Origin of the sequence: Lentilitoribacter sp. Alg239-R112, assembly GCF_900537175.1 — a bacterium.
In the GTDB taxonomy this organism is placed as follows: Bacteria; Pseudomonadota; Alphaproteobacteria; order Rhizobiales; family Rhizobiaceae; genus Lentilitoribacter.
Genome location: NZ_LS999833.1, coordinates 1,737,408 through 1,759,605, shown reverse-complemented (window position 1 = coordinate 1,759,605; position 22,198 = coordinate 1,737,408). Strand labels below are relative to the sequence as shown.

23 protein-coding genes are annotated in these 22,198 nt (G+C 44.0%); 10 read left to right on the top strand and 13 right to left on the bottom strand.

What is annotated here, in order from left to right; translation table 11 throughout:
• Positions 1 to 110: 110 nt before the first annotated feature.
• From G3W54_RS08855 to G3W54_RS08845, 3 genes are read left to right on the top strand one after another with little or no spacing between them, the layout of a single operon-like run.
• Positions 111 to 731: a DUF1285 domain-containing protein gene (locus tag G3W54_RS08855; protein WP_197742810.1), complete on the top strand. Its 621-nt coding sequence runs from the start codon at positions 111 to 113 to the stop codon at positions 729 to 731.
• The gene (locus tag G3W54_RS08850) at positions 728 to 1,375 is read left to right on the top strand and encodes a CoA pyrophosphatase (RefSeq protein WP_162652705.1); all 648 of its coding nucleotides are present in this window, start codon (positions 728 to 730) and stop codon (positions 1,373 to 1,375) included. Before G3W54_RS08855 ends, G3W54_RS08850 begins: the two co-directional genes overlap by 4 nt.
• Positions 1,372 to 2,619, top strand: coding sequence for a CCA tRNA nucleotidyltransferase (locus G3W54_RS08845; RefSeq protein WP_162652704.1), 1,248 nt, complete (start codon positions 1,372 to 1,374; stop codon positions 2,617 to 2,619). The genes G3W54_RS08850 and G3W54_RS08845 overlap by 4 nt, the downstream gene beginning before the upstream one ends.
• Positions 2,620 to 2,628: 9 nt before the next feature.
• Here the strand turns inward: G3W54_RS08845 and hemF are convergent, their stop codons facing one another.
• Together hemF and G3W54_RS08835 are read right to left on the bottom strand one after the other, a co-directional pair.
• Positions 2,629 to 3,543: an oxygen-dependent coproporphyrinogen oxidase gene (hemF, locus tag G3W54_RS08840; RefSeq protein WP_162652703.1), complete on the bottom strand. Its 915-nt coding sequence runs from the start codon at positions 3,541 to 3,543 to the stop codon at positions 2,629 to 2,631.
• Between the two features lie 65 nt (positions 3,544 to 3,608).
• Positions 3,609 to 4,067: a tRNA (cytidine(34)-2'-O)-methyltransferase gene (locus tag G3W54_RS08835; RefSeq protein ID WP_162653630.1), complete on the bottom strand. Its 459-nt coding sequence runs from the start codon at positions 4,065 to 4,067 to the stop codon at positions 3,609 to 3,611.
• Between the two features lie 384 nt (positions 4,068 to 4,451).
• Here G3W54_RS08835 and G3W54_RS08830 point away from each other — a divergent pair, with 384 nt between their 5' ends.
• A complete protein-coding gene (locus G3W54_RS08830) occupies positions 4,452 to 6,305 on the top strand; it encodes an ABC transporter ATP-binding protein (RefSeq protein WP_162653629.1) in 1,854 nt (617 codons plus the stop codon).
• Between the two features lie 38 nt (positions 6,306 to 6,343).
• Here the strand turns inward: G3W54_RS08830 and G3W54_RS08825 are convergent, their stop codons facing one another.
• On the bottom strand, positions 6,344 to 7,222 hold the full coding sequence (locus G3W54_RS08825; protein ID WP_162652702.1) for a polysaccharide deacetylase family protein: 879 nt from the start codon (positions 7,220 to 7,222) through the stop codon (positions 6,344 to 6,346).
• Positions 7,223 to 7,336: 114 nt separating this feature from the next.
• Between G3W54_RS08825 and G3W54_RS08820 the strand changes: the two genes are divergently transcribed.
• The 5 genes from G3W54_RS08820 to G3W54_RS08800 all read left to right on the top strand — a co-directional run bounded on the left by G3W54_RS08820 (position 7,337) and on the right by G3W54_RS08800 (position 12,848).
• Positions 7,337 to 9,199 (top strand): ABC transporter ATP-binding protein, encoded by a 1,863-nt coding sequence (locus tag G3W54_RS08820; RefSeq protein ID WP_162652701.1) that lies wholly within the window; start codon positions 7,337 to 7,339, stop codon positions 9,197 to 9,199.
• 276 nt (positions 9,200 to 9,475) lie between these two features.
• Positions 9,476 to 10,039: a ubiquinol-cytochrome c reductase iron-sulfur subunit gene (petA, locus tag G3W54_RS08815; protein ID WP_162652700.1), complete on the top strand. Its 564-nt coding sequence runs from the start codon at positions 9,476 to 9,478 to the stop codon at positions 10,037 to 10,039.
• Between the two features lie 11 nt (positions 10,040 to 10,050).
• Positions 10,051 to 11,346 carry a cytochrome b N-terminal domain-containing protein gene (locus G3W54_RS08810; protein WP_162652699.1) on the top strand — a complete coding sequence of 432 codons (1,296 nt, stop codon included), beginning with the start codon at positions 10,051 to 10,053 and terminating at the stop codon, positions 11,344 to 11,346.
• Between the two features lie 24 nt (positions 11,347 to 11,370).
• On the top strand, positions 11,371 to 12,210 hold the full coding sequence (locus tag G3W54_RS08805; RefSeq protein WP_162652698.1) for a cytochrome c1: 840 nt from the start codon (positions 11,371 to 11,373) through the stop codon (positions 12,208 to 12,210).
• Positions 12,211 to 12,305: 95 nt separating this feature from the next.
• Positions 12,306 to 12,848, top strand: a complete 543-nt coding sequence (locus G3W54_RS08800) for an adenine phosphoribosyltransferase (protein ID WP_162652697.1) — start codon at positions 12,306 to 12,308, stop codon at positions 12,846 to 12,848.
• A 35-nt stretch (positions 12,849 to 12,883) separates the two neighbouring features.
• On the opposite strand, the gene bluB is transcribed toward G3W54_RS08800, so the two are convergent.
• The 10 genes from bluB to lgt all read right to left on the bottom strand — a co-directional run bounded on the left by bluB (position 12,884) and on the right by lgt (position 21,615).
• Positions 12,884 to 13,507, bottom strand: coding sequence for a 5,6-dimethylbenzimidazole synthase (gene bluB / locus G3W54_RS08795; RefSeq protein ID WP_162652696.1), 624 nt, complete (start codon positions 13,505 to 13,507; stop codon positions 12,884 to 12,886).
• Positions 13,508 to 13,528: 21 nt separating this feature from the next.
• Positions 13,529 to 14,632 (bottom strand): redox-regulated ATPase YchF, encoded by a 1,104-nt coding sequence (gene ychF, locus G3W54_RS08790; RefSeq protein WP_162652695.1) that lies wholly within the window; start codon positions 14,630 to 14,632, stop codon positions 13,529 to 13,531.
• 158 nt (positions 14,633 to 14,790) lie between these two features.
• Positions 14,791 to 15,306: a fasciclin domain-containing protein gene (locus G3W54_RS08785; protein WP_162652694.1), complete on the bottom strand. Its 516-nt coding sequence runs from the start codon at positions 15,304 to 15,306 to the stop codon at positions 14,791 to 14,793.
• 165 nt (positions 15,307 to 15,471) lie between these two features.
• The gene (gene pth / locus G3W54_RS08780) at positions 15,472 to 16,188 is read right to left on the bottom strand and encodes an aminoacyl-tRNA hydrolase (RefSeq protein ID WP_162652693.1); all 717 of its coding nucleotides are present in this window, start codon (positions 16,186 to 16,188) and stop codon (positions 15,472 to 15,474) included.
• 21 nt (positions 16,189 to 16,209) lie between these two features.
• The gene (locus tag G3W54_RS08775) at positions 16,210 to 16,854 is read right to left on the bottom strand and encodes a 50S ribosomal protein L25/general stress protein Ctc (protein WP_162652692.1); all 645 of its coding nucleotides are present in this window, start codon (positions 16,852 to 16,854) and stop codon (positions 16,210 to 16,212) included.
• A gap of 177 nt (positions 16,855 to 17,031) precedes the next feature.
• Positions 17,032 to 17,604 carry a DUF922 domain-containing protein gene (locus G3W54_RS08770; protein WP_162652691.1) on the bottom strand — a complete coding sequence of 191 codons (573 nt, stop codon included), beginning with the start codon at positions 17,602 to 17,604 and terminating at the stop codon, positions 17,032 to 17,034.
• Positions 17,605 to 17,675: 71 nt separating this feature from the next.
• Entirely contained in the window at positions 17,676 to 18,608 is a 933-nt protein-coding gene (locus G3W54_RS08765) for a ribose-phosphate pyrophosphokinase (RefSeq protein ID WP_162652690.1), read from the bottom strand.
• 230 nt (positions 18,609 to 18,838) lie between these two features.
• Positions 18,839 to 19,615: a peptidoglycan editing factor PgeF gene (gene pgeF, locus G3W54_RS08760; protein ID WP_162652689.1), complete on the bottom strand. Its 777-nt coding sequence runs from the start codon at positions 19,613 to 19,615 to the stop codon at positions 18,839 to 18,841.
• 24 nt (positions 19,616 to 19,639) lie between these two features.
• Positions 19,640 to 20,770 (bottom strand): class I SAM-dependent methyltransferase, encoded by a 1,131-nt coding sequence (locus G3W54_RS08755; RefSeq protein WP_162652688.1) that lies wholly within the window; start codon positions 20,768 to 20,770, stop codon positions 19,640 to 19,642.
• 11 nt (positions 20,771 to 20,781) lie between these two features.
• Positions 20,782 to 21,615, bottom strand: a complete 834-nt coding sequence (lgt, locus tag G3W54_RS08750; protein ID WP_244627865.1) for a prolipoprotein diacylglyceryl transferase — start codon at positions 21,613 to 21,615, stop codon at positions 20,782 to 20,784.
• A 224-nt stretch (positions 21,616 to 21,839) separates the two neighbouring features.
• On the opposite strand from lgt, the gene G3W54_RS08745 reads away from it, so the two are divergent.
• Positions 21,840 to 22,136 (top strand): accessory factor UbiK family protein, encoded by a 297-nt coding sequence (locus G3W54_RS08745; protein ID WP_162652686.1) that lies wholly within the window; start codon positions 21,840 to 21,842, stop codon positions 22,134 to 22,136.
• Positions 22,137 to 22,198 lie beyond the last annotated feature (62 nt).

Here is a 22,198-nt window from a genome sequence, read left to right as displayed (position 1 = left end):
AGGCCTTGGATGTCGCGCTGAATTTCCTATTTATAGCTTATTCTCTTCTCCACTGCTGACAAGTGGTAGAGAATGCACTATTTCGTTATCACCAACTTATGGACAGAAACGTGACATCTCGACAAATAAGCGAAATAAAAGATACAAGCGGTCTTGAAGACCTTATACGCAAGGCAGCAGGCGATGAGGGCGGTAAGAAGCGCGGTTTGCCGCCTGTACATCTGTGGAATCCACCGTTTTGCGGTGATTTGGACATGGAGATCAGAGCTGATGGAACCTGGTTTTACTTGGGAACCCCAATAGGGCGTCAGACGCTTGTTAATTTATTTTCCTCGGTTCTTCGAAAGGATGAGGATGGTCATACATACTTGGTTACACCAGTTGAGAAGGTTAGAATCAGGGTCATTGATGCGCATTTCCTGGGTATCGATTTAATTGTATCTGAAAGGGATGGACAACAGGTTTTGAGTTTTCAGACTAATGTTGGCGAAACTGTTGAGGTTGGCGAAGAGCATACATTATGGTTTGAAGTCGCCGGTGAGCATGATGAATTGAAACCCTATTTTCATGTAAGAGGGCGTTTAGAAGCTCTCGTTAATCGCGCTACAATGTATGAATTGATTGAGCTGGGTGAAGAGATTGAAATTGACGGTACGCTCTTGTTTGCTGTTAAATCTGGTGGATCAATTTTCCCAATAATGTCTGTAGCTGAGTTGAATGCACAGATATGACGGATAATGTAGGTTTTAATTTCAGCTCAAGAGAATTCGCTCAACTGGCGAAGCAAGATTTGCTTGATCTACAATCGCATGATCAAGACCAACTGGCGATGGCTTATGGGGATCATAGGCTCAATCCAGACCTGGTTCACGAATTCAAATTATCTGATGCACGCGCAGCTGCTGTATTGATTGCAGTGACAGAAGATGGGTCCGACGTTATTCTTACCAAGCGAACAGAGGCTTTACGTAAGCATTCCGGACAAGTGGCCTTTGCAGGTGGTGGCATAGATGAAACTGATGTATCTGCCGAAGCCGCAGCAATGCGCGAAGCCCACGAAGAAATAGGTCTTGAAGAGCATTACATTGAAACAGTTGGTCGATTACCAATTTATCATACCCTAACGGGATTTTCTGTAACGCCCATTCTTGCTGTTGTAAAAGATGGGTACTCTCTTCAAGCGAACCCTCATGAAGTTAGTGAGATCTTTTCCGTTAAATTGTCTGAACTTATGAATCCACAGAACCATGTTCAGGACAGTTTAATCTGGCAAGAAAAAACCAGATACTACTATACGATCAAACATGATACGCACAGAATTTGGGGTGTGACAGCGGGCATAATTCGCACGCTTTATGAAAGGCTATATGTATGAGTTTACGTCTGTCCGTAAAAGATCAATCATGGTTTAAGGATGATGGTTTGCATGAGCTGTTCAAAATCTTGAACCATGACGGTGAAGAAGTACGGATTGCTGGCGGCGCTGTACGTGATGCTTTGATGAATTTAGATATTGGCGATATCGACCTTGCAACAACATGGCTGCCTGAAGATGTAAAACGACTTGCCGAAGATGCGGGCTTTAAAGTTGTTCCGACTGGTATCGAACATGGAACATTGACGCTTGTTAAAGACGGTGGTGTTTTTGAAATTACGACATTGCGTGAGGATATTTCTACCAATGGACGACATGCAGAAGTCAAATTTGGTAAAGATTGGCAGAAAGATGCTGAACGTCGCGATCTAACAGTCAACGGAATGTATGTGAATTCCGAAGGGGATGTTATCGATCTTGTCGGTGGCGTTACTGACATTGAAAGTAAAGTCATTCGCTTTATTGGAGATGCGCAGACACGGATTGAAGAGGATTATTTGCGTGTTCTACGGTTCTTCCGTTTCTTCGCTTTCTATGGAGAAGGCAGGCCAGATGCAGAAGGTTTGAAAGCTTGTGCCAAAGCTCGTGACCATTTATCTTCTTTATCAGCTGAACGGGTTTGGAAAGAAATGCGCCGCTTACTCGAGGCCAAGGATCCGTCACGAGCGCTTTTATGGATGCGAACTACAGGCGTATTAACTGAGATTTTTCCTGAGACGGAAAAATGGGGTATCGATCTTGTTGGTCCATTTGTGGAAACTCGTGAGGCGTTGGGCTGGGAGAGTGATCCAATGCTTCTCTTGGAAGGAATGATTCCGCCTGATGGAGATCGTGTCGCTGAATTAACCAAACGGTTGAGAATGTCTCGTGCTGAGGCCGGTCGGCTTTTAGATTGGACTAAAACTCCGAAGGTTGCGCATGATCTGGCTGAAACAGCGTTGGATCGAGCTCTTTATCGCGGGTCGGTACAGGGGTATAAAGATGTTCTCCAGTTGTCGTTGATAACAGCTCGTTCTAAGGCTGGAGTAAATGACGATGCTATGCTGGAGGCGGCCGGATTTTCCAAGTTGTTAAAAAGGCTGGATGTCTGGAAGAAGCCGAATTTTCCTATCTCAGGAAAAGACCTTATGGAAAAAGGATATGAGGCTGGCACACAACTTGGCGGTAAGTTGCGTGAGCTGGAAGATAAATGGATTGAGAGTAATTTTCTGATTGAACGAGAAGATTTACTCAAACAAATTTAATGCTTTAGGTTATGGAAATTCAACAATTGGTGGAAGCGATGAAAGTATCGATTCAACATTGCCTCCGGTTTTCAAACCAAAAATCGTGCCTCTATCGTAAAGCAAATTGAACTCCACATAACGCCCGCGTCGAACCATTTGTTCTTTGCGTTGTTCTTCGCTCCAGCTTTTTTCTGCATTTGCATTGACCACTTTTGGATAAACAACTGAGAATGCGCGGCCTACATCTTGTGTGAATTCAAAGTCTGCATTCCATCCACCATTGTCTTCGCTGGAATGAAGCCAGTCATAGAAAATGCCACCAACGCCACGAGCTTCTTTGCGGTGGGGGAGGTAGAAGTATTCATCACACCATGCTTTGTAATTCTCGTAATCCGCTACTTTATGTCGATTGCAGGCAATTTCCATAGCTTTGTGGAAGAGCTGTGTGTCGGGATCTTCTTGTGTTCTGCGATTATCAAGAACAGGCGTAAGATCAGCGCCGCCGCCAAACCACTGACTTGTCGTTACCACCATTCGCGTGTTCATATGTACGGCTGGAATGTTAGGGTTTTTGGGATGGCAGATTAGTGAAATGCCAGATGCCCAGAAGCGAGGGTCTTCTTCTGCACCTGGGATTTGTTTGCGAAACTCTTCTGAAAATTCACCGTGAACAGTGGAGGTATGTACGCCGACTTTCTCAAATACCCGACCCTTCATAACTGACATGAGGCCACCGCCGCCATTGCCTTCGTCGCGTTGCCAAGGGGTTTGTTTGAATTTACCGGCTTTGCCATCATTTTGTGGATTTTGAACAGATTCTTCAAGCGCTTCAAATGAAGCACATATTACATCCCGCAAGTTTTCAAACCAAAGACGTGCTTGATCTTTTTTTGCCTCGATGTCGTGCGGGAGTTCTTTTGGTAATTCTGGGCGTTGTCGCATGTTCATGTCCATATTTATTTGGCGCGAAGATATCAGGATAGTAGACGCAACGCCATAATTGTTTGTTAGATGTCCAGTTTGATTTGTCGCAAAGCCTCACCGGTTATCATTGCAACAGACATAGCCAAATTGAGAGATCTCATCTCTGGCTGCATTTCGATGATAATGCGTTCATCAGATTTTTCGTGTACATGATCTGGAACGCCAGAACTTTCTCGTCCAAATAAAAGTATATCATTCTGGCCGAACTCGAACTGAGTATATGGGGAGGCGGCTTTAGTGGAGGCAAGAACCAAGCGTTTGCCATTTTGTTCTCGCCATTTTTCAAATGCATCCCAAGACAAGTGGCGCGTGAGATTAGCGGTTTCAAGATAATCCATACCTGCTCGTCTTAGTGATTTCGCTGATAAATCAAACCCTGCAGGCTCAATAATGTTAAAACGAACACCAAGGCATGCGGCCATGCGCATGATGGTGCCGGTATTGCCAGGAATGTCTGGTTGGTAAAGTGCAATTTCGATCATGACCTGGACATATGTCGATTGATGCAATTGCGCAACAGTTGGTTTGATTATGGTCAAGGATTTTACAACAATTACTGGCCAGCAGAATTTTATATGTTAGCTTTGTAAATACGAAATATGATTCTAGACAACAAAAGGAGAAACTAAAATGGACTACATTATGATGACCAGCTCTCCAATTGTTCGCTCACTATTTGGCACATCGCGACCGGCATTGGTTGGGTAAGTCTTCTGCGCTTTAGGCGCCAACGGCTGAATTTCGTTTATTACAGTCGTCTTCTTTAAAATAATCTTTTCGCATCTTGTATGCGAATATTTTTATAAGCGTTATGCGTGCTCCGTTTCCAATGGAGGCCGTAATGCATTTCTAAAGGTAATATGAAAATGTTTTCTTGGTTTGAAACACGCCTTGATCCGTATCCTTCGCGGGAGCCTGTTCTGCCGCCGGAAGGTCTGTTCGCGTTTTGCTGGCATTATTCGCGGCATGCTTCGCCGTGGCTACTTGTCGGAACTATCCTTGTTGCGTTTATAGCAATAGGTGAAGTGGTTTTGTTTGGCTTTATGGGCCAGGTTGTTGACCTCATGACAGGCACAGATCCTCAGAACTTCTTTGAGGAAAATGCGAACTATCTATGGTTTATGGCCGTGGTTGTGATTCTTATTCTACCTATAATTTCCACGGTACATTCACTTGTAACGCATCAAACATTGCTCGGTAATTATCCAATGTCGATTAGATGGTTGATGCACCGCCGGATATTACAACATTCTATGAGCTTTTTTGCAGATGAGTTTGCTGGTCGTGTTGCGACAAAGGTCATGCAAACATCGCTCGCTGTTCGTGAATCTGTGATGAAGATGCTTGATACATTTGTGTATGTTGTCGTGCAACTTTTATCTATGATGGTCTTGCTTGTCGCAATTGATTGGCGGATTGCCATTCTCTTTGCTGTTTGGCTGGTTATTTATGTATGGCTTTTAAAGAGTTTTGTTCCGAAGTTACGCGTTGTTTCACAGGCGCAAGCCGATGCACGTTCGATTATGACGGGACGAATTGTCGATAGTTATACAAATATTGGCACGGTGAAGTTGTTCTCACATGCTCAACGGGAAGAGTCTTATGCACGAGAAAGCATGGACCCGTTTCTGGTAACTGTTTTCAAACAAATGCGTTTGGTTACGAAACTTGATCTTGGGGTTACTTATAATAATAACCTCTTGGTTTTTGCCGTTGGTTCTCTGTCTATCTGGCTTTGGTCACAAGGCACGTTGAGCATAGGGGCGATTGCGGTTGGATTTGCTATGGCAGTTCGCATGAATGGTCTGTCCCACTGGGTTATGTGGGAATTGGCAGGCTTCTTTGAGCAAATAGGCGTTGTTCAGGATGGTATTAATATGCTGACGAAGCCTATCGATATTGAAGATGTAGATAAAGCTGTTGCACTATCTGCCGACAAAGGCGCGATTAGTTTTGAAAATATCCGCTTCCATTACGGCAAAGATGCTGGCGTAATTGATGATCTTTCGCTCCATATTAATGCTGGTGAGAAAATTGGCCTCGTTGGACGCTCGGGTGCTGGCAAAACGACGTTGATTAATCTGCTTCTTCGTTACTATGATCTTGAGAAGGGACGTGTTGTCGTAGATGGCGTTGATATATCGCAAGTTACTCAGGATTCGCTAAGATCGCAGGTTGGTGTGGTGTCGCAAGACACCTCTCTGCTCCACCGTTCTGTTCGTGAAAATATAGCTTACGGCAAGCCAGATGCCTCGGATGAAGAAATCTTAAAGGCAGCTGAACGAGCCAATGTACTTGAGTTTATTCATGATCTTGAGGATTTAAGCGGACGAAAGGGGCTGGATGCCCATGTTGGGGAGCGCGGTGTGAAACTCTCTGGCGGCCAGCGTCAGCGTATCGCTATTGCCAGAGTGTTCTTAAAAGATGCGCCAATTCTCGTTTTAGATGAAGCGACGTCCGCATTGGACTCCGAAGTGGAAGCAGCTATTCAGGATAACTTGTTTGACCTAATGCAAGGGAAAACAGTGATCGCAATTGCGCATAGACTATCGACAATTTCAGCAATGGATCGACTGATTGTTCTTGATGCTGGTTCTATTTCTGAGGAGGGCACTCATGATCAGCTTGTTGCTAAAGGTGGTATCTATGCCAAGCTTTGGTCAAGGCAATCAGGTGGCTTCATCAATGTCGACAATGAACAGAAGGAGGCAGGGGAGTAATTCCCTGCCTCTTGAAAACTTCATAATGCGGCTAATTTTTAGCTGCTGTTGCTGACCAAAAGCTGGCGCTCGCCTTTGTTCGTATCGCCTTTAAGATGGACGACCTTGAAGCCAGCTGCCTTTAAGTCTTGCAGGAAGCCTGGAAGAGCTGCAACAGTGCGTGCATGAATGTCATGAAATAAGATAATGCCACTGCCGTTACGTTTGACGCGGTCGATCGTGCGATTTGCGACTGTGGTCGGAGAGTCTTTAAAATAGTCTTTTGAATCAATGTCGACATCAAGAACAACGACGCCACGCTGTTCAAGCCAATTTCTCAGTTTTGGTGTGCTTGCTAAGTAGGGAAAACGGAAGAAAGGAACTGAAGAAAAGCCAGTTTTACTTTTAATAGTCTTCTCTCCGGCTCTGATTTTTGCCCGTGCAGATTCAAATGATACTTTTGCAAGGTTCGCATGGTCAACAGTATGGGAGCCAATAGAATGTCCACGATTTACGACGGCTTTGACTTCTTTCGGGTAGGAATTGACCATGCTTCCAACCATCAGGAAGGTCGCTTTGACACCAAAGTTATCTAAGGTATTTAAAATTGCTTTGGTTTTGCCTGGAACTGGACCGTCATCGAATGTCAGTACAACCTCACCAGGACGCAGGCGTATATCTGAGATAGATTTTGCGTGGATAGTGCGGCCAGCTAGATTACCAGTTGGAACAACGAGTTTACCTCTGGCCAATGGTGATGATTTAGGTGTTTCGGGAAATTCAATCTTTGATTTGTCTCGACGAACAACATGAGGAGATTGCTTGATCGGTGCATAACTTGTGAGACCCCTAATGTTCTGGTCTTCTTTAACTCTCTTGCTGGCACATCCCGCCAATAAGATAACACTCAATAAACTCAGGACGACAACACTACGCATAAAAACACCATACAAATAAAATTCAATTGCAAGTGTTATTTCATTTTATGGTTAATTTTTCTTTTATAGGCGTAAATCGTTTCTGTGAGGCGATATCTACGATAATATGGTTTTATGATTCCAAAATACATTTTCCAAAAGTTTGAAGCGATTATTGAACCATTTGAAAACGTGGATAATGGTTTGCCGCCTTCCAACGCTTCCGCTTTTGTTTGGCATTATGTGCGCCAGGCTAAATGGGTGTTTGCAGGGATGGTCGTTTTTGGCGGACTGGTCGCCCTTCTAGAGGCTGCTACATTTTACTTCATTGGCCTTATCATTGATCTATTGAGCGGTATTGAGCCTTCGGCTGGTTGGCGGGGATTGATCGAAGCACATGGGTTTGAATTGTCTTTAATGTTGTTCGTAACTCTTTTTCTCAGAGTTGTTGTGACAACTGGCGGGGCGATCCTTGAAGAGCAAATTATTATTCCCGGGTTTTTTAATCGCGTACGCTGGCAGGCGCACAGGCACATCTCTCGCCAGAATTTACCGTTTTTTCAAGATGATTTTGCAGGGCGAATAGCGACCAAAGTAATGCAATCGGGGCAGGCGACGGGAGATCTCATGATCACCGCGCTACAAGTTGTCTTGTTTATTGTAATTTATGCCATCACAACAATGTCCATGGTGGCGAGCTTGGATTGGCAATTATCGGCACTTGTGGGTTTATGGATTGTTGTGTTTGGCTGTCTTGCCCGATATTTTGTTCCCAGAGTTCGAAGATCTGCGCGGGAAATGGCAGAGATGGGTTCCATGCTTAATGGCCGTTTCACCGATAGTTATGCAAATATTCAAACGCTTAAGCTTTTTGCGACTGATGAACAAAATGACCATTTTCTAAAAGATGGGATAAAAACGTTCATTGCCAGTCTTATTAAGTTTACTCGAAATATCACGGCAGTCAGATTTTCACTTTCACTCCTCTCCGGAATTATGATTTCAATGATAGGAGCAATGTCAATTGATCTTTGGCTTTCCGGCTCAATTACAATAGGAGAAGTCGCGTTCAGCCTGGCTCTCGTGTTGCGCTTAAGTCTTCTGTTAGGCCGATTGATGACACAACTAAATGCATTGATGCGAAATTATGGAACAATACAAAATAGCGCTGAACTGATATCAAAGCCAATTGGCCTCGGGGATAAAGATGATGCAAGTGAGTTAAGCGTAACAGATGCTCACATCAATTTTGAAGATGTTTGCTTCAATTACCAGAAGAGCAAGTCTGTTATTCATGATCTTTCGTTAGATATAAAACCAGGTGAAAAAGTTGGTTTAGTCGGTCCATCTGGCGCTGGTAAATCGACTTTGGTCAATCTACTTCTTCGTTTTTATGATGTCGACAGCGGCACAATCAAAATTGATGGGCAAGATTTAAGAGATGTTACACAAAGCTCCTTGCGTTCGCAGATAGGTGTCGTGACACAGGATACGGCTCTGCTTCATCGGTCTATTCGTGATAATATATTGTTTGGTAATACAAACGCATCACCTGATGAGCTTCAGCACGCGATTGAGCGCTCTCAGGCGAGCGAATTTATTTCGGAATTAGAAGATTTCAAGGGACGAAAAGGTTTGGATGCGTTTGCTGGAGAGCGCGGGGTAAAGTTGTCCGGCGGTCAACGTCAAAGAATAGCGATTGCCCGAGTTGTGCTAAAAAATGCGCCTATATTGATCTTGGATGAGGCAACTTCTGCACTTGATTCTGAAGTGGAGGCAATTATTCAAACTCACTTGGAAAAACTGATGTCCGGAAAGACAGTGATAGCGATTGCTCACCGTCTTTCAACGATCGCAAAACTCGACCGATTGGTCGTCTTGGATGGTGGGTGTATTGTCGAGCAGGGCTCACATGATGAGCTGCTATTGAATAAAGGGCTTTATACGCGTCTTTGGGAACGCCAATCAGGCGGCTTTTTAGCTTCAGAAACACTTTAGTATTTGTTTTTGTGATTCCATTGATCTTGATTGAGCTGCCTAATTTCCATCTGTTTTGCCAGCAAAAATAAGTTTTCCACTGCTTAGGGCAGTCTTGCATAAGCTTGATGTTGTTTTACCGCGACAATGTGCCATCCTTTGGGAGTTGGGACTAGACTTATTGTCTCAACGGGCTTAGAACCCGCACAATTGGTAGCCCAGCTTCTAAGTTGTGCTGATTCATGTCTTGACCATTTTAACGTGGTCATTGGGGAGCTTATAAGGAGACGTTGAGCCGTGAGCGAACAAGACAACGAAAATAAAGGTCAAAGCGAGCCGACTCGCCGCGATTTTCTTTACTTAAGTACAGGGATAGCTGCTGCTGTTGGTGCCGTAGGTGTCGCAGTTCCGCTTGTTCATCAAATGAACCCTGATGCGGCAACTCTTGCTGCCGGTGAACCTGTTGAAATTGATGTTTCGTCAATTGAGCCAGGTGCTGCAATTATCGCTAAATGGCGCGGTAAACCATATTTTATTCGTCATCTGACACAGGATGAGATCGATACAGCAGATGTTCTCACAGATGATGATTTGAAGGATTATACGCCACTTGTAGATCGCATTGGTGGTCCTGCAGATGCCGATAGTAAATGGGTCATTGTGTCTGCGAACTGTACGCACCTTGGTTGTGTTCCAAAAGTTGTTGATTCAAAACCTGAAGGTTGGTTCTGCCCATGTCATGGTTCAGTCTTTGATACGACTGGTCGAATTATTCGCGGGCCTGCACCGATTAATCTTCCTAAACCACCATTCGTATTTGCAAGTGAAACAACACTTGTTATCGGCACAGACCAAGCATAAGGGGATATTTTATGAGTGGAGATCATTCAACATATGAGCCTTCTTCGGGCTTGGGAAAATGGGTAGACCAGCGCTTGCCGCTTCCCCGTTTGGTTCATGATAGTTTTGTATCATATCCGGTTCCGCGTAATCTGAACTATGCATATACATTTGGTGGAATTCTTTCCATTATGCTGGTTTTGCAGATTATTACCGGCATCATTCTGGCAATGCATTATACAGCCTCAACATCGTTGGCGTTTAATTCTGTTGAGCATATCATGCGTGATGTGAACTTCGGTTGGCTTTTACGTTATATGCATGCCAATGGGGCATCATTCTTCTTCATTGCTGTTTATCTGCATATTGGCCGTGGCTTGTATTACGGCTCATATAAAGCTCCACGTGAGATTCTTTGGATTTTGGGTGTTGTTATCTATCTTTTGATGATGGCGACAGGCTTTATGGGTTATGTTCTTCCTTGGGGGCAAATGTCTTTCTGGGGTGCGACGGTTATCACAGGGTTCTTTACAGCATTTCCAATAATTGGTGAGCCAATTCAACAGCTGCTTTTAGGTGGCTTTGCGGTTGATAATCCAACTCTTAATCGTTTCTTCTCTCTTCATTATCTGCTTCCGTTTATGATTGCAGGTGTTGTTATTCTTCACGTTTGGGCATTGCACGTTACTGGGCAAACAAACCCAACAGGCGTTGAAGTGAAGAGCAAATCAGATACGCTTCCATTCACGCCATATGCAACAATTAAAGATGCACTTGGCATGGTGGTATTCCTTCTGATTTTTGCATATTTCGTGTTTTATATGCCAAACTTCTTGGGCCATGCAGATAACTATATTCCTGCAGACTCATTGAAAACGCCAGCGCATATTGTTCCTGAATGGTATTACCTACCATTTTATGCGATGCTTCGTGCGATTACTTTTGATGTTTGGTTTATCGATTCAAAACTGGGTGGTGTTTTGGTGATGTTTGGTTCAATCATCTTGCTCTTCTTCCTACCATGGCTTGATACATCCAAAGTTCGCTCTGCTGTATACCGTCCTTGGTACAAGCTGTTTTTCTGGCTATTTGTTATCGATTGTGTCTTGCTTGGTTGGTTGGGTGCAAAGCCTGCCGAAGGTGTTTACACCGCAATGGCGCAAGCTGGAACACTCTTCTACTTTGCATTCTTCTTGGTTATCTTGCCAGTTCTGGGCTTGATTGAAACACCAAAGAGATTGCCAAATTCGATCACTGAAGCTGTGCTTGATAAAAACGGTTCAGGAAAGCCTGCAGATGCAGCTGCTTCACCTGAGAGCCGCGGCTAACTGGCGACAGAAAGGAAATTAGATATGAAAAAAATACTTTCAAGCATCCTTCTGCCGTTGACTTTGGTCGGTATGGTTGGTGTTGGTGCAGCTTCTGCAGCAAGTGAATTCCCGATTGAGCATCCTAAAGAACTTGATTGGTCGTTTGCAGGCCCATTTGGCCATTATGATCAAGGTCAATTGCAGCGTGGATTGAAGGTGTATGTTGAGGTTTGTGCAGCATGCCACTCCATGGATCTCGTTGCTTTCCGCTCTCTTGAAGATCTTGGTTATTCAAAGGAGCAAGTTAAGTCTTTTGCTGCTGAGTATAAAGAAGTTCCAGGTGAGCCGAATGCTGATGGTGATGTTGAGGACCGTCCTGCTAAACCGACAGATTTCTTCGGTTCTCCTTATGAGAATGTCGAGCAAGCAGCTGCTGCCAACAATGGTGCAGCTCCGCCGGACTTCTCATTGATCGCGAAAGCTCGTTATGTTGAACGTGGCTTTCCGCAGTTCGTCTTTGATATTTTCACTGGCTATAATGAAGCGGGACCGAACTACATCTATTCATTGCTAACAGGTTATGAAGATGCGCCTGCTGATGTAGAGGTTGCTGAGGGAACTCACTACAATCCATACTTCATGAGTGGATCATCTTTAGCGATGGCGGCGCCAATTTCAGATGAGCAAGTGTCATATGATGATGGCTCGCCTGAAACGCTTGATCAATATTCTAAGGATGTATCTGCATTCTTGATGTGGGCTGCTGAACCTCATTTAGGCGAGCGTAAACGCATTGGCTTCATGGTCATCAGTTTCATGCTTCTTCTTACAATATTGGTGTATTTGACTAAGAAGTCAGTTTACTCTCGAATTAAGCACTAAGCTTTATTCTATGTAATTTTGAAACGCCGACTTGATTTTTGGATCTAGTCGGCGTTTCTGTTTGTCGCTGGTAATAAAATGAGCTGGGAACTTTCATGAACGATCTACAACGCCAACTAAAAGCTTCGATTCGCACAATTCCTGATTATCCTCATGAGGGAATTATGTTTCGTGACATTACGACATTACTTTCAGACCCCAAAGCCTACCGCCGCGCGGTTGACGAGTTGGTGCATCCCTATGTGGGAATGGGGATTTCGCAAGTTGCTGGTATTGATGCCCGAGGATTTATTTTTGGTGGGGCGATGGCTCATCAGTTGTCTGCGGGATTTCTTGCACTACGCAAGAAAGGTAAACTGCCATTTGAGACATACTCCATCACGTACAATCTTGAATATGGAGAAGCAGAGCTAGAGATACACGCCGATGCTATTCAGAAGGGTGAGAAGGTCATTCTCGTAGATGATTTGCTGGCGACTGGTGGTACTGCAGAAGCAGCAATTAAACTTCTTCAGGGTCAAGGGGCTGAAATCGTTGCGGCTTGCTTTGTGATTGACTTACCTGATCTGGGTGGACGAAAGAAAATCGAAGATCTTGGCGTCGCAGTGCGAACACTTGTGGAGTTTGAGGGAGAATAAGCTGGCTTGTTGCATTACGTGCCACAAATAGCCCTCTACCGTTCTATCCATTCTGTTTTGGTATTTCGTTGCCAATCTTCTTCATGCAACTCAGGTGTTTTCGAGTTAAAAGATGGATACCCCAGGCATAGATAAGCTGTGAACTGCCATTCTTTCGGTATGTCTAGCATCTCGGCGAATCTATCTCGCTCAAGAATGGATACCCATCCAACGCCAATATTCATGGAGCGTGCTGCTAACCAAAGATTATGGATAGCAATAATTGTGGAGTAAGTTAGTGTTTCCGGCATGGTTTGGCGTCCAAGGCCTTTACCTGCGCTTGGCTCGGTATCAGTGAAAACAGCTAATTGAAGCGGTGCTTCCTTTAGTCCTGCAAGCTTCAGTTTGTCATATTTTTCGGCATCTTCGCCAGAGTATGCACCTGCAGCGTCAGAGTTTGACTTCAAGAAATTTTGGTAAATTCTGTCACGTAACGTATCACTTTGAACTCTAACAAACCTCCACGGCCGACTGTTTCCAACAGAAGGTGCCAGATCAATAGCGTCCAACAATTTTGCAATCTGCTGTGCCGTCAGGGGAGCCCGTTCAAAGTGCCTTACATCCCGGCGCCAAGATAATAGCTGTAATAGAGCCTCTGTATCATCTTGGTTGAACTTCATGTCGCTGTAACTTACGTGTTTCTATGTGTTGAATTTAAATAACATCACATCGCCATCCTGTGTGACATATTCTTTGCCTTCATCACGCGCTTTACCTGCTTCTTTTGCAGGTACTTCTCCACCAAGAGAAATATAATCATCAAAGGCAATTGTTTGCGCACGGATGAAGCCTCGCTCAAAGTCTGTATGGATAACACCAGCGGATGCAGGTGCTTTCGTACCCTGCTTGACCGTCCACGCACGCGCTTCTTTCGGTCCGACGGTGAAGAACGTTATCAAGTTAAGCAAGTCATAGCCTGAACGTATCAGGCGATCGAGACCAGCTTCATCAAGCCCAAGTTCCTCTAAGAACATAGCTGCTTCCTCGTCTTCCAACTGGGCAACTTCAGCCTCAATGGCCGCGGAGATAACAACACTATGCGCACCTTGTGTTTCCGCCATTGCCTTCACAGCATTTGAGTAGTCATTTCCAGTACCAGCATCGCTTTCAGCAACATTGCAAACATATAGTACTGGTTTTGATGTCAAAAGATTAAGACCCATTAGGATGCGATGATCTTCAGCATCAATACCGTCAAGCATATGCCGGACGGGCTTGCCATCATTAAGTAGCGCAAGGGCCTGATCCAAGACAGGCAATAGTGTTAGGGCTTCTTTATCTTTACTCGACGCTCGTTTGCGCATTTGTTCTGTACGGCGTTCAAGGCTTTCAAGATCAGACAACATTAACTCTGTTTCGATTGTCTCTGCATCGGCTACCGGATCGATTTTGCCTTCGACATGCGTGATGTCTTCATCTTCAAAACAGCGTAGTACATGAACGATTGCGTCGACTTCTCGGATGTTTGCCAAGAACTGATTGCCGAGGCCTTCACCTTTAGAGGCTCCTCTGACAAGACCTGCAATATCAACAAATGAAATACGAGTGGGTATGATTTCTTTTGAACCGGCAATGTTTGCCAGTTGATCAAGGCGTTTATCAGGAACAGGTACTTCACCAGTGTTTGGTTCAATCGTGCAAAACGGGTAATTGGCAGCTTGCGCTGCTGCCGTGCGGGTTAAAGCATTGAAGAGTGTAGATTTGCCCACATTTGGTAGACCGACAATTCCGCATTTAAAACCCATTTGATGCACTTTCTGTAGAAGGAAACTTATTCAAATGCGTATGCGGTAATCTATCTGTTGGGTCAAGTTAATTTGGGCAAAAACCAGATAATCAAAAGTCAGAAAACCTATTCTGCAGGAGGTAGGGGTGCTTTACCCCCCACCGCTGGTTCTATCGATTAGTGACAAGAAGGACGGCTGCCGGGTAGAAGAACTTTATCAACTACATGGATGACGCCATTATCAGCTTTGATGTCTGCAATAACGACATTTGCCAGTTCTCCGGTGCTGTCACCGATTGTAACACCTGATTTGTCCTTGGTTATGCAAAGCCGATTGCTTGCTAAAATTGGTTTAATGTAAATTGATGCGTGCGGAAGCATACCTGATGTTAATTTTCGATCATCTACATGATAGAGAAGAATGTCTGTCAATTTTCCCTTGTTCCCTGGTTTAAGCAATGTTGCTACGGTGCCTGCTGGCAGTGCATCAAACGCGGCATTTACGGGAGCGAAGACCGTAAAATGACCTTTGCCTGCGAGCGTCTCTGCAAGGCCTGCGGCTTTAACAGCAGCAACGAGTGTTGTGAAACGATCGTCATTTGCAGCTATATCGACAATAGACGCAGCGTTTGCGGCAGTTGCTGATAAGGCGATAAGAGAGGCTGCAAGAGTTTTTTTTATCAATAATTTCATTTGTATCTCCACAATTAAGTTTAGCTATGTGGGAGATAACGAGACTAAGACGCTATTAGTTTCAAAATAAAATAAAAAAATGCATATTCAGGAAATAATATCTGTAGATGTGCAAGTTCGCTTGCAGTAGGCGTAGTAACTTAAGTCATTAAAAAAGTTAGAAATTCAGTCTTCTTCTTTACCAAGTAATTTTTTAAGCATTTCGGCCATCGGGCCACTTGGTTCAGGTTTCGTTGTCTTCGGTCGTGCCTGGTGGATATGAGATTTTACTTTTTTACTCTGATCTTTCATAGGTTCAGGTATTTGCTTTTGTTGCGGTTTAATGGCCAGTGAAATTTTATTCATCAATCCGGCATTGTCACGTTTGGCAATTAATTCAGCATTTTCGGCCAACGCAGTCAGTAGCGGCAAAAGCCAGTCAGCGTCGGATTTTGCGAAATCGCCCAATACATGAGAATTGACACGGGCCTTATTTCCCGGATGACCGATACCAAGACGAAATCTGTAATATTCTTTACCACAATGTGCATCAATTGATTTTAGTCCATTGTGGCCGCCGGGGCTGCCGCCTTGTTTGATGCGTACTTTTCCAGCTGCCAAATCTAGTTCGTCGTGGATGACAAAGATATCTTCAGGGCCAAGCTTATAAAACCGCATAGCCTCACCGACGGATTCGCCAGACAGGTTCATAAAAGTGTCGGGTTTCAGGATAAGTGTTTTTTCGCCAGCCAGTTTGCCTTCAAATACATTTGCTTTGAATTTTTTTTGGCTTTTTGTAAAATTATGACGATCGATAATTCTATCGACCGCCATAAATCCGACATTATGTCGGTTTTTTTCATACTTTGGTCCAGGGTTTCCAAGTCCTACAATGAGCAACATGGGTCCTAAACCTCAATAGTACTATTCTTCAGCTTCTTCGCTAGGTGCTGCGTCTGCTGCAGCTTCTGCTTCAGCCGCATCATCAGCTTCATCTTGCTTGCCGCCCGGTGAGGCGATTGTTGCAATTGTAAAGTCACGATCAGTAATCGTTGGCGTTACACCTTCAGGAAGTGTGATGTTGGAAATGTGTATACCATCACCCATGTCCAATTCAGCCAGATCAGCAGTAAAGGCTTCAGGAATTGAGTTTGCAGGGCAATTCACTTCAACAGTGTGACGAACAACGTTCAATACGCCGCCGCGTTTAATACCGACGCATGTGTCTTCGTTTTCAAACTGAACAGGAACTTCCACGACAACTTGTGTGTTTTTAGAAACACGAAGGAAGTCCACATGCATGACGAAGTCGCGCACAGGGTCCAATTGATAGTCTTTTGGCAGAACAGTGATTTTGTCGCCATCAACGTCAATTGTGATAAGGTTTGTCATAAAGCCACCTGCGTGAATACGCTTGGTTGCTTCTTTTCTTTCGATAGCGATAGAAACAGGGGACTGTTTATCACCATAGATACTTGCTGGAATTTGACCATTACGACGAAGTGCCCGGGCGGACCCCTTACCAACCCGTTCGCGCGCAACAGCTTTGAGATTTTCTGAATTGCTCATAGCATGTCCTTTGCATAAAATGGAGTTGAAGAAATGCTCGTTAAACGAATATTTCAACATCAGGTATTTGACGCCTGAATCCATGGTGCCTCCAAGGGTGTCTACATGGATAGCGCGCTATTAAACCATTGTGATGATTGTTGCAAGCCTATGTGCTGTTTAGAGTCTATTTAATGCCTAGTTGGACCGTAATAATTCGATTAGCCCACTTAACCGTTTCTTCTGTCCACGAATTTCATCTCGTTCGAAATTATTCTGTGCTCGATTTCGTGCTCTTTCGCTTTGCTTTGATAGAGCATTAATCTTCTTTTTCAGTGCCTTACAATTGCGTTGAGGCTTAATATTTAAAATTGCCATTTCTAACGCTTTAAATGAGCTCTCCGCTATCGACACGTGCTTTTCTTCGTGGCGTTTGACATCGCCAGATAAAGCTTTCCAGAAAATCCGCATATCTTTGTCAGATCGAGACTTATCCACCCACTTTGGAAGGCTAATTGTGCTTCTAAGTTTTATCTCGACTGATGTGAGTTGACACTTGCCGTTTTTGTTAGAATATCGATACGGTATGTCCAGTTTGAATGTTGTAAGGCCAACAACTCCAAATTTCCGATTTGCTCTGGGTCCATATAAGGCGACATTTCTCCAAAAGTCTTCAATGGTTGTTCCGCCAATTTCATAATATTTATATGACTTGGAGAAAGAGGTTTTCGCATAACTAGTCTGCTGTAACAAACCCAGAGTTAACAGCATTAAAAGAAATGCCAGCAACAGTTTTCTACTATGTTGCTGAAATATATTCATTGCTAATCAAACAAACCGGGTTAGTCAAACAGACTGGAAACCGATTTCTCGGATGCTGTTCTGTTAATGGCTTCGCCGATAAGTGATGATGTTTCAATAACACGAATATTGTTTGCGCTATGTACTTCGGGTGTTGCTTGAATAGAATCTGTGATCACCAGTTCTTTTAGCTTGGATGCTTTAATCCGAGCAATCGCGCCGCCAGATAATACGCCGTGTGTGATATAAGCTGTAACGGATTTAGCTCCGTTTTCCAAAAGAGCTTCAGCAGCGTTACAAAGTGTTCCGCCAGAATCTACAATATCATCAGTCAACAGGCAGTCCTTACCACTAACATCACCGATAATGTTCATGACTTCTGACTCGCCAGGACGATCACGACGTTTATCAACAATGGCAAGAAGTGCATCATGACGTTTGGCCAGAGCACGAGCCCGCACAACACCGCCAACATCGGGTGAGACAATCATAAGACTGCCTTTCTCATAGCGCTCTTTGATATCACGAGAGAAAACTGGAATTGAGAAAAGGTTATCTGTCGGAATGTCGAAGAAACCTTGAATTTGACCAGCATGGAGATCCATGGTCAAAACGCGGTCCGCCCCAGCTTCCGTTATAAGGTTTGCAACTAATTTTGCAGAAATTGGAGCACGAGAACCAACTTTTCTATCCTGTCGCGCATAGCCAAAATATGGTATTACTGCTGTGATGCGTCGAGCAGATGACCGACGGAATGCGTCGATCATTATCAGGAGTTCCATCAAATTGTCATTTGCTGGGTAGGATGTTGATTGGACAACAAAAATATCTTCGCCGCGAACGTTTTCTTGAATTTCTACGAAAATCTCTTCATCAGCGAATCGCCGAACACTGGACTTACCCAGATGAAGGTTTAAGTAGCTGCAGATGTCTTCTGCAAGTTGCTGGTTGGAATTGCCTGCAAAAATCTTCATCTTATGTACCCATATCGCCAGAAAAATTGGGTTTGACAGCAAACATTATCGTTTGCTGCGGTTTATCAGATGGAAGCGACGGACGCCGACAACTGATAGGGTGCTTGTAACGGCCTTTGTGACGATTTCAAGAACCTAATTGCAGATTCGATAAGTTTTTTACAAAAGAATGCGAGTAAGGCGTAATCAACTGATATTTAAATCGATTAGCCAGCGTTTAGTATCAAAATCTAATCAAGTTTTATCAAAGATAGCTGTCGCCCATAGTCTTTTTCGTTTCTATGCGTGGTCCGGCGATATGAAAAATAGTTTTCGTCTTCTTCATAAGTGCAGATACCTAGATCTTCAGCATGTACGTTTGATTGCTCCAAACAGTTCACAATAAAGGCGTGTAGGTCGTATAAAAAATGACCTGGTTTATCTGCTTGTTTGAAATATACAGACAACTGTTTGTTCTTTTCAATGAAGCGGGAGTAAAATTCCGGTCCGACTTCATAATTTTGTTGTGAAATTGTAGGGCCAAGACAGGCTGTAATAGAGCTGCGCTCGGCTCCAAGTTTTTCCATCTCTATGATTGTATTTTCAAGAACGCCATCAAGTGCGCCACGCCAACCGGCGTGGGCGGCACCAATAACTGCGTTTTTGTGATCAGAAAATAAAACAGGCCCACAATCAGCGGTTACAACACCAATGGCAACTCCGCTTGTGTTACTAACTATGCCATCTGCTTGCGGGCGATCTGAAGATATTCCGCTGTTTGCTGTGTGAACACGATTTGAGTGAATCTGGTGCAATGTTGCAAGGTTTTGAATATTGATATCTAACGTCGAACAGATATCTTTGCGGTTTTGCTCAACGCAATCCCGATCATCACCAGATCCTAGGCCAGCGTTTAAGGAACTGAATATTCCGTCTGAATGACCGCCTCTGCGGGTAAAAAAACCGTGCTTGATACCCTGTTCTGTAATAAGTTTGCTGGTAATAAATTGAGGCGAACTCTGGCTCATTGATTTGCTTTTCTATCAAGAATTCTAGTTAAGATTATTCGCTGATTCCGGATCATCCATTTGAGCAACAAATGGTGCGAGCTTTACCTCTTGCCCGCTCATTGCCAAGACTTTGAACAATTCGCCCATATTGCCGCTACCTTCACCAACAAGCCGCTCAACAGCGCTCCGTATTTCCTGCTGTGTTTCATGATCTTTATCCTGACCAAGCATTCCTGCTCGCTGGAGCAATCCCAAACCTACAAGAAAATCACCTTGATACATCACGCCATGAATATGGGCGCCTGCGGCATGAGCTGTGCGCATAAGCATTTCAAAGTCGACATGGCTTGTAAGGTCGGCCTGACCCGGGTTCGCAAGAGGTGGGTCGAATTCATGTTTGTGGATTGCTTGTAGCGTATCTCCAAACCCTGTTGCCAAATAACCGTAATCTATGACCAAAGCACTGCCACCTTCTTTTACAAGGCGGGTTGCGATGGCGGTCATAACATTTACACGGGCAGGGGCTATTTCGAACACCGTACCCGCAGGTTGGTCTTTGTGATTGGACGGCAAAAGGTCACTATCAATTCCTGCAACGCCTACAGAAAAGGCCAACTCATCTGACGCATTAACCGTGACTGTTCGTTCTCTAAAGCCTATATCCGTTTTGATAAATTGCCTTAACGGAATAGCATCGAACAATTCATTCGCTAAGAGCAGAAAGAATCCACTTGGTACGTCTTCAAATGAGTTGTGCCATGAAAGCTTATCTTCATAATTAGCTAAGGTTTCTTTCTGGATTTTACGCAGTTTAGGGCTTGTTTCTACCATATGAACAGTTGCCTGTTCCAGCAAAGAAGGCGCAAGCTTTGCGATAACTCGAAGAGCATCGGCCATCAGTGTGCCACGACCAGGCCCAATTTCAATAATTCGAATAGGACCCACTGGCGCTTGAGTTTGCCAAGATTGAACGAGATATACGCCAATCATTTCGCCAAATAATTGACTGATTTCAGGGGCTGTTGTGAAGTCGCCTGCAACGCCAAAAGGATCTTTGGTCATATAATAACCGAATTCAGGGTCTGCCAAACATATTGCGAAATAATCAGCAACGCTGATAGGGCCTGTTTGGGTAATTAGATCTCGAATTTTCTTTTCCAAAGGTGCAGGCATTCAGTTTCCCGTTATTCAATAAATTTTGCACGTTTGCTGGCAGTTATCATACTCCACATACCAACTGCAAGTAATGGCAGCGAAAGAAGCATTCCCATGGTCAGCCATTGGCCCAGTAAAAAACCGATATGCGCATCGGGTTCTCTGAAAAATTCTACAAATATGCGGGAGCAAGCATAAAGGGCTAAAAATGTCCCAGCAATAAATCCAGGTTTACGGAGCATTTTCATATTCCATGCTAGTATGGCCAATACCACAAACAATATGATGCCTTCTAAAATCGCTTCATAAAGTTGGGAGGGGTGGCGTGCGAAGGGACCACCATCAGGAAATACAAATGCCCAAGGTACGCCAGACAATCTGCCCCATAATTCACCATTGATAAAATTTGATATACGCCCGAAGAAAATTCCTATCGGTGCTGCCGCACATACGACATCAAACAGGTGCCACATGTTTATTTTTCGCAACTTTGCGAACAAAATCATAGCTGCCAGTGTTCCCAGTAACCCGCCATGGAAAGACATCCCGCCATTCCAGACCTGAAAGGCTCTGGTAGGTGATCGCATGACAGCCGATAGATCATAGAATAAAATGTAGCCGATGCGGCCGCCCGCGACGATGCCTATGGCTGCCCACAGAATAAAATCATCCAAATCTATAATTGTCATCGGTGCTTTATTGTTTGGCCATAGGTCAGCTTTGGACGCCAGTGCCTTTGCATAGATCCAGCCAAGCAAAATTCCGCAAACATAAGCAAGCCCATACCAACGTACATCAAATGGGCCGATGGAAAAAATGATCGGATCTATATCCGGGAATGTAAGGATCGAAAATAGCTGCAAGTACTGGTCCAAATTAAGTTACCTTGGGATGGTTGTTGTAATAAAATGCCGCATTATCTGCGTGCTTGGATAATGTCTATACATTGTGGCGCGGTGAAGGTGAAGACTGTATTGCTTGCGCCTATTTGTCCATTGGGTGGGACTTGAAAAAAAGCAGGCTAAAGCCTACTTAATTTACATGAGTTAATGGTAAGTTAGATCCAATCATCTGTGAGGTATTGAACATGACACAAGGTCCTAATCGAGTATTTGATGAGTTTGCTAAACTTATGACGGATGCTGCTGGTGCCGCACAAGGCGTTCGGCGAGAAATGGAAACTGCTTTTCAAAGTCAGTTCGAACGTTTTATTAACAGTGCTGATCTAGTCAAACGCGAAGAGTTTGAAGTTGTTCGCGAAATGGCAATTAAAGCTCGAGATGAAAATGATGCTTTGAACTCGCGTATTGAGATTTTGGAAAAGCAACTGGCCAAAAAAACAACAACACGATCTTCTGCTAAGGCATCTAAAACTGCTGACTAATCGTCAAGCAGATATCATTTCTAATTTATACATAATTTTTTTCCACAGACTGTGAGTGGAAT